Origin of the sequence: Janthinobacterium sp. FT14W, from assembly GCF_009208755.1 — a bacterium.
GTDB lineage: Bacteria > Pseudomonadota > Gammaproteobacteria > Burkholderiales > Burkholderiaceae_D > Janthinobacterium > Janthinobacterium violaceinigrum.
In genome coordinates, this window is sequence record NZ_WFLL01000007.1 from 62,426 (window position 1) to 78,699 (window position 16,274).

Genomic DNA, 16,274 nt, shown 5'->3' on the forward strand with positions numbered 1-16,274 from the left:
TCAGGCCGCCTTTTTCTGCGGCGCGGCCGGCACGATATTGCTGGCCATGACTTCGCCGAAAGGGCCGCTCAAGGATTGCTCGCCCACGGCCTTGCCCTTGCCCAGCAGCGGGAACACCAGTTCGGCGAAGCGGTACGACTCTTCCAGGTGCGGATAGCCGGAGAAAATGAAGGTATCGATGCCCAGGTCCGCGTATTCCTGCATGCGCGCCACCACCGTCGGGCCGTCGCCCACCAGGGCCGTGCCCGCACCGCCGCGCACCAGGCCCACGCCGGCCCACAGGTTGGGCGACACTTCGAGCTTGTCGCGCCGTCCGCCGTGCAGGGCCGCCATGCGCTGCTGGCCCACGGAATCCATTTTGCCGAAGGCCGCCTGCGCCTTGGCGATGATGTCGTCGTCCAGGTGGCTGATCAGTTCATCGGCCGCGCGCCAGGCCGCCTCGTTGGTTTCGCGCACGATCACGTGCAGGCGGATGCCGAAGCGCACCGTGCGGCCCCGCTTGGCGGCGCGCGCGCGGATGTCGGCGATCTTTTCCGCCACGGCGGCCGGCGGCTCGCCCCACGTCAGGTACACGTCCATCTGCTCGGCCGCCAGTTCATGCGCGGGCTCGGACGAACCGCCGAAATACAGGGGCGGGTACGGTTTCTGCACGGGCGGATACAGGGTTTTCGCGCCCTTCACCTGGATATGCTTGCCCTCGAAATCGTAGCCGGCCGCGCCGCCCTCGCCCGCCAGGGTGGCGCGCCACACCTTGATGAATTCATCGGAGATTTCATAGCGCTTGGCGTGGTCGGCAAACAGGCCGTCCGCTTCCAGTTCGCCCTGGTCGCCGCCCGTGACGACGTTGATCAGCAGGCGCCCGTTCGACAGGCGGTCGAAGGTGGAGGCCATGCGCACGGCCAGGCCCGGCGTGGACAGGCCGGGGCGGATGGCCACGAGGAATTTCAGCTTTTGCGTCACGCTGATCAGGGACGAAGCCACCACCCACGCATCTTCGCAGGAGCGGCCCGTCGGCAGCAGCACGCCGTCGTAGCCCAGGGTATCGGCGGCCACGGCCACCTGGCGCAGGTAATCGGCATCGACGGGGCGCGCGCCCTGCGACGTGCCCAGGTAGCGGCTGTCGCCGTGGGTAGGGATGAACCAGAAGACATTCAATGACATGGTGCGCTTTCCTTTGCTTGTTTATTTTGTGCTGGTGGCCAGCTGGCGCGCCGGCAGCAGCGCGTCCTTGACGACGATCGGTTTCGGTATCAGCTTCAGGCTGGAAAACGCGTCGGCCACCCTTTGCTGCGAGGCGATCACGTCGACCGACACGGGTTTGACGCCATACGCATAGCGCGAGGCGGCCAGCGCCACGACATCCTTGCCCAAGCCCGTCTGCGCGGCGAGAATCGTCGCCACTTCGTCCGGGTTGTTGCGGCCCCAGTCATCGACCTTGGCCACCTCGTCGAGCACGATGCGCAGGATCTCGGGATTTTTTTCCGCATACGTGCGCGAGGCGAGATAAAACTGGTAGTTCGCCACCAGGCCCTTGCCGTCGGCCAGCACGCGGGCGCCCAGCTGCTTTTCCGCGGCCGCCAGGAACGGGTCCCAGATGGCCCAGGCATCCACGCTGCCCCGCTCGAAGGCGGCGCGCGCGTCGGCCGGCGGCAGGAACACGGGCTGGATGTCGGCATACGCGACGCCCGCCTTTTCCAGCGCCTTCAACAGCAGGTAGTGCACGTTCGAGCCCTTGTTCAGGGCGATTTTCCTGCCCTTCAGGTCGGCCAGGGTGCGCAGGCCGGAACCCTTGGGCACGACGATGGCTTCGCTGGCCGGCGACGCCGGCTCATTGCCGACATACACCAGGTTGGCGCCGGCCGCCTGCGCAAAGATGGGGGGCGCCTCGCCCACGGTGCCGAAATCGATGCTGCCCACGTTGAGGCCTTCCAGCAGCACGGGGCCGGCCGGGAACTCCGTCCATTTCACGCCCACGCCCTGCTCGGCCAGGCGTTTTTCCAGGGTGCCGCGCCCCTTGAGCAGGGTCAGGGTGCCGTACTTCTGGTAGCCAATACGCACCTGCGCTTCCCCCTTGGCCTGCGCCTGCGCCGCGGCGGGCATGCCGGCCGTCATCACGCCAGCGGCGGCGGCAAACAGCAAGCCCAAGGTGGTACGGCGCGAGAGTCGTTGTGCGTGGCGGTGTGTCATGGCAGTTCCTTGGTCGGTGAATAATCAGGCGGCTTGAAATCGGGGCGCGTACGGCTGGTCCTGCAGCGAACGGCCGGGCACGGAAGCATCCGCGGCCGCAGCATGCGCTGGCGCCGGAACGGGCGGGCGCTGTCCCTGCAGCACGAACAGGCCGGCGGACAGTTCCTCGATGCCGGCCTGCACGCGCGCGGCGATCGGCGCATCCAGGCTCAGGCCATGCTCTGCGTGCCACTCCAGCTGCTGCGCATTGGCATAAATGCTGGTGAATACCTGCTTGGCGCCCAGCGCGTGCAGCACGGGGCGCAGCGCGTAGTCGAGCGCCAGGGTGTGGGCATGGCCGCCGCCCGTGGCCAGCGGCAGCACCAGCTTGCCCGCCAGGCCATCCTGCGGCAACAGGTCGAGGAAGGCCTTCAGCAAGCCCGTATACGACGCCTTGTAGATGGGCGTGGCGATCACGATGGCGTCGGCGTCGGCCACGGCGCGCACGGCGCGGGCAATCGCCGCGTCGTCGTAGTCGGCCAGCAGCAGGGCGCGCGCCGGCAGGTCGCGCACGTGCAGCCTGGCGTAGTGATGGCCTTGCAGCGCCAGCTGTTCGCCGATATGCGCGAGCAAACGGCTGGAACTCGATGGGAGTTGCGGGCTGCCGCCCAATAACAAGATGCTCATGTGATGTCCGTCCCTGTGCGTGATCGATTGATTTGACTACTCAAGATGCTTGCAGCCTATCGCCATCGGCGGCCCGGCAAAACGAATGCTTTCGCGCTTCGATATGCGTTTTCCGACTATCCGGCACTGACGCCCCGCACGCCATGGCGCAGGCGGCGGCCTGGCTTTTTTCGCATATCCATGTGCGGTTTTCTTCGTGTACGGCGCGCGCCCGGCGGTGCAATATCGACTGCATCGTCTTTCTGGAACTGTCCCCATGTCTAGCGCTTTTCTCCATGCCACCCGCCCCGCCGCACCCGCACCGGAACCCCTGCAGGACGCCATCCGCATTGCCACCACGCTGGCCGCGCGCCTGGCCGAAACGGCCAACGCCCGCGACCAGGCCGGCGGCCATGCGGCCCAGGAGCGCGAGTGGCTGCGCGAGTCAGGCCTGCTGACCTTGTCGATTCCCGTGGAGTTCGGCGGCCAGGGCGCATCGTGGCCCCTCGTGTACCAGGTGATCCGCATCCTGGCGCGGGCCGACAGCGCGCTCGCGCACGTCTTCGGCTTCCACCATTTGCAGCTGGCCGGCCTGCAGCTGTACGGCAGCGCGCAGCAGCAGCGCCGCCTGCTGACACTCACCGTCGACGAGCGCCTGTTCTGGGGCAATGCCTTGAATCCCCTCGACAAGCGGGTCATCGCGGCCGACAGCGACGACGGTTTCACCCTCGACGGCATCAAGAGCTTTTCTTCCGGCTCCGTGGGGTCGGACTGGCTGACCGTCTCGGCCTGGCATGCGCCCACGCAGACGGCGCTGATCGCCGCCCTGCCCACGCGCCAGGCCGGCGTGACCGTGCAGGCGGACTGGGACGCCTTCGGCCAGCGCCAGACGGACAGCGGCAATGTGCATTTCCAGGCCGTCGCCCTGCCGCGCGAACTGGTGCTGCAGCAGCCCGCGCAAGCCGCCACGCCGCAAGCCACCGTGCGCTCGCAGATCGCGCAGCTGATCATGGCGAACCTGTACCTTGGCATCGCCGAAGGCGCGTTCGAGGCGGCGCGCCGTTACACGGACGAGCAGGCGAAGGCCTGGTTTGCCTCGGGCGTGGCCACGGCAACGGACGACCCCTTGCTGCAGCACCGCTACGGCCAGCTCTGGCTGCTGCTGCGTCCCGCGCAAGTGCTGGCCGACGGCGCGGCGCAGGAACTGGAAAAGGTATTCCGCAAAGGCGCGCTGGTGACGGCACGCGAACGGGGTTTGCTGGCCGTTTCCGTGGCCGAAGCCAAATGCCTGGCGCACAAGGCGGGCCTGGAAATCGGCAGCCAGATGTTCGAACTGACGGGCGCCCGCTCCACCTCGGCCCAGTATGGCTTCGACCGCTACTGGCGCAACGTGCGCGTGCACACCCTGCACGACCCCATCGACTACAAGCTGCGCGACCTGGGACGCTTTGCCCTGAACGGCACCGTGCCCGAGCCGACGGCATATTCCTGATTCACCCACCAAGGAGCCACCATGACCATCGCCCGCCGCACCGTACTGCTCACCGCCCTGACCCTCGCCCTGTCCAGCGGTTTTGCCCTCGCCAAGGACCCCAGGGACATCACCATCGGCACCAGCGCCGGGCCGTACGCGGACCAGATCAAGCTGGGCATCAAGCCTATCCTTGAAAAACAGGGCTACAAGGTCAAGCTGGTGGAATTCAACGACTACATCCAGCCCAACTTCGCGCTGGCCGAAGGCTCGCTGGACGCCAACGTCTTCCAGCACATCGTCTACCTGAAGAAGTTCGCGCAGGAGCACAAGCTGGCGCTGACGGACCTGATCACGATACCCACGGCGCCGATCGCCATCTACAGCAAGAAGCACAAGACGCTGGACGACGTGAAGGAAGGCACGACGGTGGGCTTGCCGAACGATCCGACCAACCAGGCGCGCGCGCTGGTGCTGCTCGACCAATTGAAATGGATCAAGCTGCGCGACAATTTCGACCCCGTGCGCGCGTCGGAAAAGGATATCGCCGTCAACACCAAGAAAATCAAGCTGCTGCCGCTGGAAGCGGCGCAGCTGCCACGCTCGCTGGGCGACACCGATTACTCCTTCATCAACGGCAATTACGCGCTGGCGTCCGGGCTGAAGCTGACGGATGCGCTGGTGGCCGAGAAGATCTCGCCCAACTACATCAACCTGGTGGCCGTGCGCACGGCCGACAAGGACAAGCAGTTCGCCAAGGACCTGGCGGCCGCCTACCGCTCGCGCGAATTCCTCGACATCACGAACAGGCACTTTGCCGGCTACTCGAAACCCGACTACCAGCTGGCCTTGCAGACGGCGGCCAAATAAGCCATGGCCAAGACGATACGCTTCAACGCCTTCCAGATGAATACCGTCGGCCATCAGTCGCCGGGCCTGTGGACGCATGCGCGCGACCGCAGCCACCGCTATACCGATCCCGAACACTGGACGGAACTGGCGCGGCTGCTGGAAGCGGGCCTGTTCGACGCGGTTTTTCTCGCCGACGTACTGGGCGTGTATGACGTCTACCGGGGCAGCCTCGATGCGGCCCTGGAACACGGCGTGCAGGTACCGCTGAACGACCCGCTGGCCCTCGTGCCCATCATGGCGCAGGCCACCACGCACCTGGGTTTCGGCGTCACCTGCGCCCTCACCTATGAGCACCCGTACACGTTCGCGCGGCGCATCTCCACGCTCGATCACCTGACGGGCGGGCGCATCGGCTGGAATATCGTCACCGGCTACCTCGATAGCGCGGCGCGCAACCTGGGCTTGAACCAGCAGCTGGGCCACGACGAACGCTACGACCTGGCCGACGAATACCTGGACGTCGTCTACAAGCTGTGGGAAAAGAGCTGGGACGACGACGCCGTCGTCAACGACAAGGCGCGCGGCATCTACGCCGATCCGGCCCGCGTCCATCCGATCAACCATGCCGGGCGCCACTACCAGGTGCCCGGCATCCATTTGTGCGAGCCGTCGCCGCAGCGCACGCCCGTGCTGTACCAGGCGGGCACCTCGCCGCGCGGCACGCGCTTTGCGGCGCGCCATGCGGAAGCCACCTTTGTCAGCGGCCCCAGCAAGACGGTGGTGAAACGCTACGCCGACGACTTGCGCGCCGCCGTGCGGCAAGGCGGGCGCGATGGCGATGCGCTGCTGATCTACGCGCAGGCGCTGGTCATCACGGGCGCCACGGAAGAGGAAGCGCGCGCCAAGCACGCCGGCTACCTGCGCCACGTGAATATCGAGGCGGCGCTGGTACTGCTGTCCGGCTGGACGGGCGTCGATTTCAGCCGCTACCCGCTCGACGCCACCATCGAATACATCGATTCCCCGGCCGGCCGCTCGGCGCTGGCCTCGTTCAGCCAGGCCGACCCGGACCGCAAGTGGACGGTGCGCGAGGCAGCCGAATACATCGGCCTGGGCGGGCGCGGCCCCGTCATCGTCGGCGACGCGCGCCAGGTGGCCGACCAGCTGGAAAGCTGGCTCGATGAAACGGGCATCGACGGTTTCAATCTGGCCTTCGCCGTGGCCCACGACAGCATGGCCGACGTCGTGCACTACATCGTGCCGGAACTGCAGCGGCGCGGCCGCTACCGCACCCGCTACGAGGAAGGCAGCCTGCGCCACAAGGTCTTCGGCCAGGGCCCGCGCCTGCCCGCCAGCCATGCGGGCCGCCAGGTCAGCATCGAATCCGGCAGCGCCACCCTGGCCGCGGCGTGAGTGCCTGACAGCGGGCCAGTGACAAGCCTTGCCATTCATGTTAGCTTGCCATGTTGAAAACACATGGGCAAGCGCGTGCATTCCTTTTTCTCTCCATGCAAACCGGCATTCTTGTTCTCCTGCGCAGCCCTGGCCGCCGGCCTGCTGTGCGGCAGCCAGGCCGCGGCGCACGCCGCCACGCAGGCTGACGCGCCGGCCGAAGCGCCGGCGGAAACCGGCCAGTCCATCCACGTCAACAGCATCCGCAATCCGGAACTGAAGTCGTACCGCGTGATGGCGGCCGGCCTGGACGCCTTCGATGAATACCATGCGCTGGCGCCCGGGGCGCGCGAAGTGCGCTTCAAGCTGGTCGCGAGCAGCCGCGCGCCGGCGGACGCCATGCAGGACCTGGCCTTGCGCATCGCCGGCAACGAAACCTCGATTGCGCTGCCCCTGGCCGCCGACGGCAGTTTCACGCTGCCGCGCAGCGCGCAAGCGGACAGCGAGGACGCAGACCTGGTCACCAACAAGAAAAAGGGCAATTACCGCTGGCAGCCGTCCATACACAGCGACGGCGTGCCGGCCGGCATGCGCCGCCTGGGCGACCTGCGCCTGCAATGCCAGGTGACGATTGCCATCGCCAAGAAAGAGATACCGTTCTGGATACGCACCCTGGTCGGCACCCTGCTGCGCACCACCGACTGGTGCGCTTCCGAGCAGCTCAAGATGCACACCCGCAGCGACCAGGCCATCGCCAGCGCCACCTTGCTCGATGGCGAGCGCCGCATCGCCCTGAAGGTGGAAAAGGAAGGCCGCGCCTTCCTGTCGCCCATCGGCGACACCCGCTACGGGGACGATACCCTGATCGAACTGCTCTACCAGCCGGATGCCGCCGGCGCGCCGCCCGCCGCTCCGTAGGCGTTTGCGTCCGGCCCCGTTCCATGTCAGCATACGCCACCTTGGCAACACGGATAAGGATCGCAATGCCCCCCACTCTTACACGCGCGCTGGCACTGGCGCTGCTGGCAGGCCACGGCGCCCTGGCATTGGCGCAGGCGCCGGCCACGCCGCCGACGCCGGGCTGCGACGTCTGCGCCGCCTGGAATGCGGACCAGCCGCCGTTCCGCATCTTCGGCAATACCTATTATGTGGGCGTGAAGGGCCTCAGTTCCGTGCTCGTCACCTCGCCGCAGGGCCATGTGCTGATCGACGGCGGCTTGCCCGAATCGGCGCCGAAGATCATCGCCAATATCGCCGCGCTGGGCTTGCGCATCGAGGACGTCAAGCTGATACTCAATTCGCACGGCCATATCGACCATGCGGGCGGACTGGCCGAACTGCAGCGGCGCAGCAATGCGCTGGTCGCCGCCAGCCCGTCGGCCGCGCTGGACCTGGCATCGGGCGAAGTGGGGCCGGACGACCCGCAATACCACGCGCTGCCCGCGTACCCGCCCGTGAAGGACATGCGCCTGGCGCGCGACGGCAGCCATTTCAATGTGGGCCCCATTGCGCTGACGGCGCACGCCACGCCGGGCCACACGCCCGGAGGCCTGAGCTGGACCTGGCAATCGTGCGACGGCCCCCGCTGCCTGAACATGGTGTACGCGGACAGCATCAACGCCGTCTCGCGCCCCGGCTTCAGGTTCAGCGCCAGCAGCGAATATCCGAACGCGCTGGCGGATCTGCGCCACAGCTTCGAGACGCTGGAAAAGCTGCCCTGCGACGTGCTCATTTCCGCGCATCCGGAGGCGTCGCAATTATGGGAGCGGCTGGAAGCGAGCGCCACGGCAGGCAGCGACGCCTTTGTCGACCCGCAAGCCTGCCGCGCCTATGTGGCGGCGGCGCGCACCCTGCTCGACTCCCGGCTGGAACAGGAAAAACAGCAGTGAGCTTGTCAATGCGCTTGTCAACCGTGCACGCTGGCGTGGCGCCGATCTGCTACGCTGGCGCCATTCATTTGAAGAAGGAAATGCCATGTTCACACTTGCCAGACTGATCCCCCTCGCCGCCATCGTCGCCATCACCGCCGGCTGCGCGCAAACGCCCGTGCGCAGCGATGCCGCCGCCGCCGCGCCCGGCGCCGCCTCGCCCGCCAAGCCGGCGCCGAAACTGACGGACACGCAGTGGAAACTGAAGGAATTGAAGGGCAAGCCAGTGCTGCGCAAGGCGCCCGAGCAGCGCGAAGTGACCCTGCTGCTGGCCGAAGGCCGCGCCAGTGGCCACAGCGGCTGTAACCAGATGATGGGCGGCTACACCAGCGATGGCGTCAGCACCCTCGCCTTCGGGCAGATGGCCGGCACCATGATGATGTGCCAGCCGCAGGACATGGACCTGGAACGCCTGCTGCTGACCACCCTGGGCGAAGTCAACGGCTACCGCTACGCCGACCAGGAATTGCTGCTGCTGAAGGATGGCGTGCCCGTGGCGCGCTATGAAGCGCTGACGGTGAAGTAAAACCCCCACTCCCGCATGTGAAGAGTGCCAGAAAAACGTTCAGGGCAAGGCGCAGCGCCGCAGGCAGTACGCTAGTACGCCAAGGCGCTGCAACGCCGTCATGGACGTTTTCTCGGCCACTCTTCAGTCATTGCGCATCTGCGCCTGCGATACATTGCTTTCTGGCGGCACGCTCTGCGTCAGCCACACATTCCCCCCGATGGTCGATCCCGCGCCGATGGTGATGCGCCCCAGCACGGTTGCGCCCGCGTATATGACCACGTCGTCCTCGACGATGGGGTGGCGCGGCGTGCCCTTGATCAGGGCGCCGCTGGCATCGGCAGGAAAGCGCTTGGCCCCCAGGGTGACGGCCTGGTACAGGCGCACGCGCTGGCCGATGATGGCCGTCTCGCCGATCACCACGCCCGTGCCATGGTCGATGAAGAAGGACGCGCCGATGTGCGCGCCCGGGTGGATGTCGATGCCCGTCAAGGTGTGCGCGATGTCGGCGATCAGGCGCGCCAGGAACGGCGCGCCCAGCGCGTGCAGCTGGTGCGCCAGGCGGTGGTACAGGATGGCGATGGTGCCCGGATAGCACAGCATGATCTCGGCCACCGAGGTGGCGGCCGGGTCGCCCGCGTAGGCGGCCTGCACGTCCGACACCAGCAGGGCGCGGATATCGGGCAGGCTGGCGGCGAACGCGCGCGTGATGTCGCGCGCCTTTGCCGCCAGCGCCGCATCGTCGCTGGCGGCAGCGTGTTCCTCGCCGGCCGGAACGGAAAACAGCAGGCCCCGCCGCACCTGCTCGCTGAGGCGGTTCAAGGTAGTGTTGAGCGTGTCGCCGACAAAATAATCGATGCTTTCATCCGTCAGATTGGGCCGCCCGTAATGCGTGGGGAACAGGGCGGCCGACAAGCCGTTGACGATGGTGGTGAGCGCCTCGCGCGACGGCAGTTCGCGCACCCTGCCGTTATGGCGGATCTTGTGCTTGTCTTCGCGCGAGCTGCGCAAGGCCTGGATCACGGGCCCCAGGTTCCACTGGGCCGTGTCGTCGGCGGGCGCTGCGGGATAAATGCTGTGCATGGCGTATCACTTCCAGAAAACGGCAAACAGGCCGGGTCGCCCCAGCTTAACGGCGGCGGCAGGCAAAGCAAACGAAGGATTCCAAGGTTTGATATGCGAAAAACGCATATGAACGGCAAACCGCGCCCCGCCAAACCCGATTCCGGGCACTAGCGTAAAATGACGGGCTAACAAAAACACTGTTCAACATGACTAAATTATTAACATGGATTTTGGCGGGCCTAGCGATGGTCGGACCGCTTGCAATTGACACCTATCTGCCGTCTTTCCCCGCCATCGCGCACGACTTCAATGCCAGCCCCCTGCTGGTGCAGCAAACCCTGAGCTTTTTCCTGTTCACGTTCGCTTTCATGATGCTGTTCTACGGCACCCTGTCCGACTCGTTCGGACGCCGTCCCGTGATTCTCGTCTCGCTGGTGCTGTATGTGATCGCCTCCGTGGGCGCCGCGCTGGCGCCGTCGCTGGGCTGGCTGCTGGCCTGGCGCGTCCTGCAGGGGCTGTCGGCGGGCGCCGGCTCCGTGATCGGCCGCGCCATCGTGCAAGACCGCTATTCGGGCGCCGCCGCGCAAAAGATCCTCTCGCACATCATGATGGTGTTCGCGCTGGCGCCCGCCATCGCCCCCGTGCTGGGCGGCTGGCTGCAGGTGAGCCTGGGCTGGCGCTGGATCTTCTGGTTCCTGACGGCCTTCGGCGTGCTGATGTTCGTCGTCGTCTGGCGCGCGCTGCCGGAAAGCTTGCCGAAGGAGCAGCGCCACGCCTTCCACCTGGGCGACATCGCCGTCAATTACTGGAAAGTACTGTGCCACCGCCAGTTCCTGCTGCTGTCGACGGCCATCGGCGCCGCCTTTGGCGGTTTCGCCCTGTACATCGGCTCGGCCGCCTATTTCATCATCAACATCCTGCACCTGCCGGAAACGGCATTCGCCTGGCTGTTCATTCCCCTGATTAGCGGCATGGTGTTCGGCTCGGCCCTGTCGGCGAAGATCGCCCACCGCTACGGCCAGCGCCAGATGATCTGGGCCGGTTTCATCCTGATGCTGGTGGCCGCGCTGGCCAACATCGGCTACAACTACTTCTTTGCCGCCGAAGTGCCATGGGCCGTGCTGCCATTGTTCTTCTACTCGTTCGCCCTGTCGATCGCCATGCCGCCGATGACCCTGATGGCGCTTAACCACTTCCCCAACAACAGCGGCCTGGCGTCGTCGATGCAGTCGTTCATCCAGATGCTGCTGTTCGCGCTGGTGTCGGGCCTGGTGGCGCCGCTGCTGTTCGACAGCGCCTTGAATCTGGCGTATGGGGTGATGGCGGGACTGCTGGTGAGCTTGTTGTGCTGGGTGTTTGCGCAGGGCGGGAAAGCGGAAGCGGTCAAGCAGTAGCTTTTACAGTGGATTTTTCAGGTCGGGAGCACCTGAAAAACGTTCAGGACAAGGCGCCGTGCCGCAGGCAGTACGCTAGTACGGCAAGGCACGGCAACGCAGTCATGGACGTTTTCTCAGGCGCTCCTCAAGGCCACAGCGCAGGCGTCACATCGACATATTGCGCCCCGCCCTGCTCCGGTTCCGCGCCGTCGCGCGTGGCCGGCTGGTTCAGGGAACCGGCCGGCGAACGCAAACTCAATATTTCCTTGCGCGCTTCGACGAAGTCGGCGGAACTGAGGGGATGCTGCTGGTCGGGCCAATGGCTGACGGCCCATTCCTGCAAGGTTTCAAAGCGCCGCCACAGTTCCGCGATGAATGCGCGGCGCGCCTCTTCCCGTGCCGCTTCCAGCTGCTGCGGCGTCTTGTCGACACCTGCTCCCACATTCGCTTGCATGATGCGTCCCTCGCTGATGGATCATGACGCCAAGGTAGGCGACGCAGCGACAATCGTCTGTTCGCCAGCGAACATAGAACTTATTCCGGCATCTTGCGGAAACCCACGGCCAGGCGGTTCCACGTATTGATGGAGCCGATGGCCAGCGTGACGTTGACCATCTCGGCCGGCGTCAATTGTTCCGCCAGCGCCGCGTAGTCTGCGTCGGACGCATGGTTCTGCGGCAGCAGGGTCAGCGCTTCCGTCCAGGCCAGCACGGCCCGCTCGCGCGGCGTGAAGAACGGCGTTTCGCGCCAGACCGACACGGCGTACAAACGGCGCTCCGTTTCGCCCGCCTTGCGCGCATCGCTCGTGTGCATGTCCACGCAGAAAGCGCAGCCATTGATCTGCGAGGCGCGCAGGCGGATCAGCTCGAGCAGCGAGTGTTCCACGCCCAGTTTGGCGATGGCCGCTTCCAGCGCGTACATGGCCTTGACGGCGTCCGGCGAAGCTTGTGTGAAATCGAGTCGTTGCTGTGTCATGATGCATTCCTTGATCAAGTAAAGATGCACTATTGTAGAAGCGCGGGCAGCGCGCGCGGCAGGCCAATCCTGCCGAAAAACGGCAGACCACCAACAGATACCCCATGGAATTACATATCCTGATCGACGGCACGCGCGACCTGGGCGGCCAGCTGTATCGCCAGCTCAGCGAAGCCATCCGCTCGGGCCGCCTGGCCGACGGCCAGCAATTGCCCCCCTCGCGCCTGCTGGCCAGCCAGCTGGGCCTGTCGCGCAAGACCGTGTCCGACGTGTATGACAAGCTCGGCTATGAAAAACTGCTGGTAGGAAAGGTCGGCGTGGGCAGCTTCGTACAGACGCCGCACGCCTCGCCGCAGCGGCGCCACGCCAGCACGCCGCTGGCCAGCGCCCAGCGCATCGCCCGCTGGGAAGCGACGCCCACGCCCTTGCGCCGGGCCAGCCAGGAAACGCCCGCGCGCTACGCCTTCATCGGCGGGCGCGCCACGCCATCGCACTTTCCCCAGGATGAATGGCGTGCCTGCATGCTGCACGCGCTGCGCCAGGGCGGCCAGGCGCGCGGCCGCTACGGCCCCGCGGAAGGCTTGCCCGCCCTGCGCGCGGCGATTGCCCGCCATGCCGCCTTCAGCCGCGGCATCCATTGCACCGACGAACAGGTACTCGTTACCAGCGGCGCGCAGCAGGCTTTGCACCTGCTGGCGCAAACCCTGCTGGAGCCGGGCGACACGGTTGCCGTGGAAGAACCCGGCTACCCCGTGGCGCGCGCCGTGTTCGCCAGCCAGGGCGCGCGCGTGGTGGGTGTCGAGGTGGACGAGGATGGCCTGATGGTGGAGCAGATCCCCGACGGCACGCGTTTGATCTATGTCACGCCCGCGCATCAGTTCCCGCTCGGCATGCCGATGAGCATGGCGCGCCGCCATGCCTTGCTGGAGCGGGCGCACCAGCTGGGCGCCATCGTCATCGAGGACGATTACGACAGCGCCTTCCGCTACGAGGGCCGGCCCGAGGATTCCCTGCAAAGCATGGACCGCTACGGCGTCGTGGCCCACGTGGGCAGCTTTTCCAAGATCATGCTGCCGGAACTGCGGCTGGGCTACGTGGTGCTGCCGCTGGCCATCGTGGCCGCCGTGCAGACGGTGAAATACCTGAGCGATTGCCACACGGCCAGCCTGGGCCAGCATGCGCTGGCCAAGTTCATCCACGATGGCCACCTGCTGCGCCACATACGCCGCTGCCACGATATCTATGCGGGACGGCGCGAGCGGCTGCAGCACTGGTTCAACGGTCCGCTGGCGCCGTGGTTCCGCCTGGTGCCGGCCAGCGCCGGCTTCCACGTGGCGGCCCTGGCGCAGGCACCGCTCGATATCGCCGAATTGCTGCGCCGCGCCCGCCTGGCCGACATCAGCCTGTATGCGCTGTCCAGCTTTTACCATGGCCCCGCCCGCCATGAAGGCCTGTTCCTCGGCTATGGCGCCATCGACAAGCTCGATATCGACACGGCGCTGGCCAAGGTGCTGGCGATCCTGCAAGACATGGCACCCCTGCCCGTCAGCGTGGCTGCCAGCGATAGTGTCCCGTAATCGGATAGCTGAATAAAATATTTTCCTCGCGCGCGCCCGCGCCGATGTTGTGGATGATGAGCGGCACGCCGCCCCACGACTGCTTGTCGCTGACGATGCCGATATGCGTGAGGTTGCGCGGCAAACGCCAGGTGACGATATCGCCCGCGCGGTAAGCGTGCGCTTCCTTACTTGGCGGCAAGCTGGTGCCATGGCGGGCAAAGTAGGTGCCCAGGTTCGGCACGCGGCGGTGGTCGATATTGCGGTCCGGCGCCTTCATCTGCCAGCGTCCCTGCTGCTGGTACACCTGCCACGCCTTGCGCATATCCTCGTGTACCAGCACCTGCAAGTCCTGCCCCAGCTGGCGGTAGGCGCGCACGACCACGTCCGTGCACACGCCCCGCTCGAGCGGCACGTCGCCGCCCGGATACGCGAGGCGTTCATAGCGGGGATCGTACTGCAGGGTCACGCCCACCTGGCTGCGGGCCGCGGCGACGAGGGCTTGCGGGGTGGCAGGGATGGCCGACGCCAGCATGGGCGCCAGGGCAAGCATCAGGATGGAGAACAGTTTGATTGGCATCAACGTCAATGGTCGGATGGAAATGCCAACTTTACCGCAGCGGCAAGGAAAACGGCGGACGCTTAGACCCCGGCCAGCTGGCCCAGGTGGGTGGGGAAATCCACGGCCTGTCCCGCCGCATTGACGGTGTCGAAGTAATCGTGCCAGCCCGTGGCGGCGATGCCGACCAGCAAGGCGTCCAGTGCCGCCTCGTCCGGCAGGCGCCAGACGGCATAGAATTGCTGTGGCGCGCCATGCAGCTTGCCGCCATCGAGCGCACCCATGGCCAGCGCTTCGGCCCCCATGCCGGACAAGGCCGCCATGCCCGCGCCCACCGTGTCGAAATACGCCTGGCGCGCAGCGGCGTCGAGGGCCAGCCAGGCGGGTTTCGGGCTGTACAGTTCCAACAGATAATGCATGGTTTCCTCCAAAAATTTAAGAAAGCGAGCGCTGGGCCCGCTTGCAAATGCGCTGCGTGGCCGCACTGGCACTGTCCTGCAGCCATTGCGCGCACAGGGCACGCACCCAGTCCGGCTGGCTCTTGGCAGCATCGTTGAGCCAGTTGGCCACGGAATCCTGCACGTAGACGGCCGGGTCCGCCCGCAACGCTTGCAACAGGGGCAAGGCCAGCTGCGGCTGCGCTTTTAGCTGGGCAATATGCGCGCACCACACGCCGCGCGGGCGCAGCGCTTCGCAGGCAAAACGGCGCACTCTTTCCGACGGGTCCGCCGTCCATGGGGCCAGCAGCGCGATGGCATCCGCGAGCTCGGCAGCGAGCCGGGGCCGCAGCGCCAGCCAAGCCCACTCGCGCACGCCGAAGTGCCCGTCGTCGGCCAGCGGCCGCATGGCCGCCAGCAGTTGCGGCAAGGTCAAACCGGCTTGAAAGGCGATGGTAAAGCAGACCCAGCCTCGCACCGTGTCGGACGGGTGCGTTTGCAGCGGCGCCAGCTCGGCGTTGGCCTCCAGCAGCAATTGCGCCGCCAGCGCCATGCGCTTCGTGATGCCGGCCGCCGCTTGCGCATGCATCCGATCCAGCCGGGCGGCGCCGATACCGGGCACTGCGGCGGCCAGCAGCACGGCAAAATCGATGGCCAGCCCTTCCGTCAGGGTGGCGCTGGCCACGCTCCCCCCGTTCAGCAGGGCCAGGCGCGCGGGAGCGATGCCGGCGATGCCGCCGCTCATGGCCCGCCCTGCATGTCGCCGCTGTCCGTCTTGCGCCAGGCTTTTTCCAGCAGCGAACTCATTAACTGCATTTCTTGCTGCGTGAAATCGGCAAACAGGCTGGCGATCCATTGCGCATGCTCATCGACCAGGGTCGCGGCCGCCGCTTCGCCCTTGGCGCTCAGGCGCACCAGCAGCTTGCGCCGGTCGAGCTGGTCCGCGTGGCGGGCCAGGAAACCGTCGCGCTCCAGGCCGTCGAGCAAGCCCGTGATGGTGCCGCGCGTCACGCCGGCCCGCTCGGCCAGTTCGTGCGGCGAGAGTCCCTCGGGAATGTCGCGCAGCAGGAACAGCAAGACAAACTTGCCCTCCGACAGGCCGTGCCGGCCCAGTCGCGTGGCGCAATCGCCATCGATGGCGGACGCCAGGCCCAGCACTTCAAAGCACAGGCGCAACTGTCCCATGGCGGCGGGCACGCCCCCGCCGATGGCGCGGCGCTGCACGTCGCCCAGCAGGGCCGTGTATTTCTGTTCGAGTTTTATCATATGGCGCAATATAATATGGCGCCATATTAAATGTCAAATGGAAAACCTCAACGGCTTTCC

The 16,274-nt window shown here is 66.3% G+C and carries 18 protein-coding genes; 8 read left to right on the forward strand and 10 right to left on the reverse strand.

Annotated elements, in window-relative coordinates:
• Genes ssuD through ssuE form a run of 3 tightly spaced genes read right to left on the reverse strand, consistent with a single transcriptional unit; the run spans window position 1 to window position 2,853 of the window.
• Entirely contained in the window at window positions 1-1,161 is a 1,161-nt protein-coding gene (gene ssuD / locus GCN74_RS07250; protein WP_152256036.1) for an FMNH2-dependent alkanesulfonate monooxygenase, read from the reverse strand.
• Between the two features lie 21 nt (window positions 1,162-1,182).
• Window positions 1,183-2,187, reverse strand: coding sequence for a sulfonate ABC transporter substrate-binding protein (locus GCN74_RS07255; RefSeq protein ID WP_193316998.1), 1,005 nt, complete (start codon window positions 2,185-2,187; stop codon window positions 1,183-1,185).
• A 24-nt stretch (window positions 2,188-2,211) separates the two neighbouring features.
• Entirely contained in the window at window positions 2,212-2,853 is a 642-nt protein-coding gene (gene ssuE, locus GCN74_RS07260; protein ID WP_152256037.1) for an NADPH-dependent FMN reductase, read from the reverse strand.
• A 256-nt stretch (window positions 2,854-3,109) separates the two neighbouring features.
• Between ssuE and GCN74_RS07265 the strand changes: the two genes are divergently transcribed.
• From GCN74_RS07265 to GCN74_RS07290, 6 genes are all read left to right on the forward strand, one after another.
• Window positions 3,110-4,324, forward strand: coding sequence for an acyl-CoA dehydrogenase family protein (locus GCN74_RS07265; protein ID WP_152256038.1), 1,215 nt, complete (start codon window positions 3,110-3,112; stop codon window positions 4,322-4,324).
• 21 nt (window positions 4,325-4,345) lie between these two features.
• The gene (locus GCN74_RS07270; protein WP_152256039.1) at window positions 4,346-5,173 is read left to right on the forward strand and encodes a MetQ/NlpA family ABC transporter substrate-binding protein; all 828 of its coding nucleotides are present in this window, start codon (window positions 4,346-4,348) and stop codon (window positions 5,171-5,173) included.
• A gap of 3 nt (window positions 5,174-5,176) precedes the next feature.
• Entirely contained in the window at window positions 5,177-6,568 is a 1,392-nt protein-coding gene (locus tag GCN74_RS07275) for an LLM class flavin-dependent oxidoreductase (RefSeq protein WP_152256040.1), read from the forward strand.
• Window positions 6,569-6,679: 111 nt separating this feature from the next.
• A complete protein-coding gene (locus GCN74_RS07280; RefSeq protein ID WP_152256041.1) occupies window positions 6,680-7,465 on the forward strand; it encodes a hypothetical protein in 786 nt (261 codons plus the stop codon).
• A 65-nt stretch (window positions 7,466-7,530) separates the two neighbouring features.
• A complete protein-coding gene (bla, locus tag GCN74_RS07285; protein ID WP_152256042.1) occupies window positions 7,531-8,436 on the forward strand; it encodes a subclass B3 metallo-beta-lactamase in 906 nt (301 codons plus the stop codon).
• An 85-nt stretch (window positions 8,437-8,521) separates the two neighbouring features.
• On the forward strand, window positions 8,522-9,001 hold the full coding sequence (locus GCN74_RS07290; protein ID WP_193316999.1) for an META domain-containing protein: 480 nt from the start codon (window positions 8,522-8,524) through the stop codon (window positions 8,999-9,001).
• Between the two features lie 123 nt (window positions 9,002-9,124).
• Here GCN74_RS07290 and epsC read toward each other — a convergent pair whose 3' ends face one another.
• Window positions 9,125-10,063: a serine O-acetyltransferase EpsC gene (gene epsC / locus GCN74_RS07295; RefSeq protein ID WP_152256043.1), complete on the reverse strand. Its 939-nt coding sequence runs from the start codon at window positions 10,061-10,063 to the stop codon at window positions 9,125-9,127.
• A 188-nt stretch (window positions 10,064-10,251) separates the two neighbouring features.
• Here epsC and GCN74_RS07300 point away from each other — a divergent pair, with 188 nt between their 5' ends.
• Window positions 10,252-11,439: a multidrug effflux MFS transporter gene (locus GCN74_RS07300; protein ID WP_152256044.1), complete on the forward strand. Its 1,188-nt coding sequence runs from the start codon at window positions 10,252-10,254 to the stop codon at window positions 11,437-11,439.
• Window positions 11,440-11,566: 127 nt separating this feature from the next.
• On the opposite strand, the gene GCN74_RS07305 is transcribed toward GCN74_RS07300, so the two are convergent.
• Window positions 11,567-11,875, reverse strand: coding sequence for a hypothetical protein (locus GCN74_RS07305; protein WP_152256045.1), 309 nt, complete (start codon window positions 11,873-11,875; stop codon window positions 11,567-11,569).
• Window positions 11,876-11,955: 80 nt separating this feature from the next.
• On the reverse strand, window positions 11,956-12,396 hold the full coding sequence (locus tag GCN74_RS07310; protein WP_086138404.1) for a carboxymuconolactone decarboxylase family protein: 441 nt from the start codon (window positions 12,394-12,396) through the stop codon (window positions 11,956-11,958).
• A 104-nt stretch (window positions 12,397-12,500) separates the two neighbouring features.
• Between GCN74_RS07310 and GCN74_RS07315 the strand changes: the two genes are divergently transcribed.
• Window positions 12,501-13,973 (forward strand): PLP-dependent aminotransferase family protein, encoded by a 1,473-nt coding sequence (locus GCN74_RS07315; protein ID WP_152256046.1) that lies wholly within the window; start codon window positions 12,501-12,503, stop codon window positions 13,971-13,973.
• Here the strand turns inward: GCN74_RS07315 and GCN74_RS07320 are convergent.
• The 4 genes from GCN74_RS07320 to GCN74_RS07335 form a co-directional block, all read right to left on the reverse strand.
• Complete coding sequence (locus tag GCN74_RS07320; protein ID WP_152256047.1) at window positions 13,942-14,532, reverse strand: DUF1287 domain-containing protein; 591 nt, start codon at window positions 14,530-14,532, stop codon at window positions 13,942-13,944. The genes GCN74_RS07315 and GCN74_RS07320 overlap by 32 nt on opposite strands.
• Window positions 14,533-14,594: 62 nt before the next feature.
• Window positions 14,595-14,930 (reverse strand): DUF6616 family protein, encoded by a 336-nt coding sequence (locus GCN74_RS07325; RefSeq protein ID WP_152256048.1) that lies wholly within the window; start codon window positions 14,928-14,930, stop codon window positions 14,595-14,597.
• Between the two features lie 16 nt (window positions 14,931-14,946).
• Window positions 14,947-15,693 carry a HEAT repeat domain-containing protein gene (locus tag GCN74_RS07330; RefSeq protein ID WP_152256049.1) on the reverse strand — a complete coding sequence of 249 codons (747 nt, stop codon included), beginning with the start codon at window positions 15,691-15,693 and terminating at the stop codon, window positions 14,947-14,949.
• Window positions 15,690-16,211, reverse strand: coding sequence for a MarR family winged helix-turn-helix transcriptional regulator (locus GCN74_RS07335; protein WP_413541531.1), 522 nt, complete (start codon window positions 16,209-16,211; stop codon window positions 15,690-15,692). The genes GCN74_RS07330 and GCN74_RS07335 overlap by 4 nt, the downstream gene beginning before the upstream one ends.
• Between the last annotated feature and the right edge of the window lie 63 nt (window positions 16,212-16,274).

Bases quoted from the DNA above. Each gene is read 5' to 3' on its own strand.
- GCN74_RS07300 (WP_152256044.1), top strand. From the start codon at position 10,252: ATGACTAAATTATTAACATGGATTTTGGCGGGCCTAGCGATGGTCGGA.
- GCN74_RS07305 (WP_152256045.1), bottom strand. From the start codon at position 11,875: ATGCAAGCGAATGTGGGAGCAGGTGTCGACAAGACGCCGCAGCAGCTG.
- GCN74_RS07315 (WP_152256046.1), top strand. From the start codon at position 12,501: ATGGAATTACATATCCTGATCGACGGCACGCGCGACCTGGGCGGCCAG.
- epsC (WP_152256043.1), bottom strand. From the start codon at position 10,063: ATGCACAGCATTTATCCCGCAGCGCCCGCCGACGACACGGCCCAGTGG.
- GCN74_RS07255 (WP_193316998.1), bottom strand. From the start codon at position 2,187: ATGACACACCGCCACGCACAACGACTCTCGCGCCGTACCACCTTGGGC.
- ssuE (WP_152256037.1), bottom strand. From the start codon at position 2,853: ATGAGCATCTTGTTATTGGGCGGCAGCCCGCAACTCCCATCGAGTTCC.
- bla (WP_152256042.1), top strand. From the start codon at position 7,531: ATGCCCCCCACTCTTACACGCGCGCTGGCACTGGCGCTGCTGGCAGGC.
- GCN74_RS07310 (WP_086138404.1), bottom strand. From the start codon at position 12,396: ATGACACAGCAACGACTCGATTTCACACAAGCTTCGCCGGACGCCGTC.
- GCN74_RS07265 (WP_152256038.1), top strand. From the start codon at position 3,110: ATGTCTAGCGCTTTTCTCCATGCCACCCGCCCCGCCGCACCCGCACCG.
- GCN74_RS07290 (WP_193316999.1), top strand. From the start codon at position 8,522: ATGTTCACACTTGCCAGACTGATCCCCCTCGCCGCCATCGTCGCCATC.
- GCN74_RS07320 (WP_152256047.1), bottom strand. From the start codon at position 14,532: ATGCCAATCAAACTGTTCTCCATCCTGATGCTTGCCCTGGCGCCCATG.
- GCN74_RS07325 (WP_152256048.1), bottom strand. From the start codon at position 14,930: ATGCATTATCTGTTGGAACTGTACAGCCCGAAACCCGCCTGGCTGGCC.
- GCN74_RS07270 (WP_152256039.1), top strand. From the start codon at position 4,346: ATGACCATCGCCCGCCGCACCGTACTGCTCACCGCCCTGACCCTCGCC.
- ssuD (WP_152256036.1), bottom strand. From the start codon at position 1,161: ATGTCATTGAATGTCTTCTGGTTCATCCCTACCCACGGCGACAGCCGC.
- GCN74_RS07275 (WP_152256040.1), top strand. From the start codon at position 5,177: ATGGCCAAGACGATACGCTTCAACGCCTTCCAGATGAATACCGTCGGC.
- GCN74_RS07330 (WP_152256049.1), bottom strand. From the start codon at position 15,693: ATGAGCGGCGGCATCGCCGGCATCGCTCCCGCGCGCCTGGCCCTGCTG.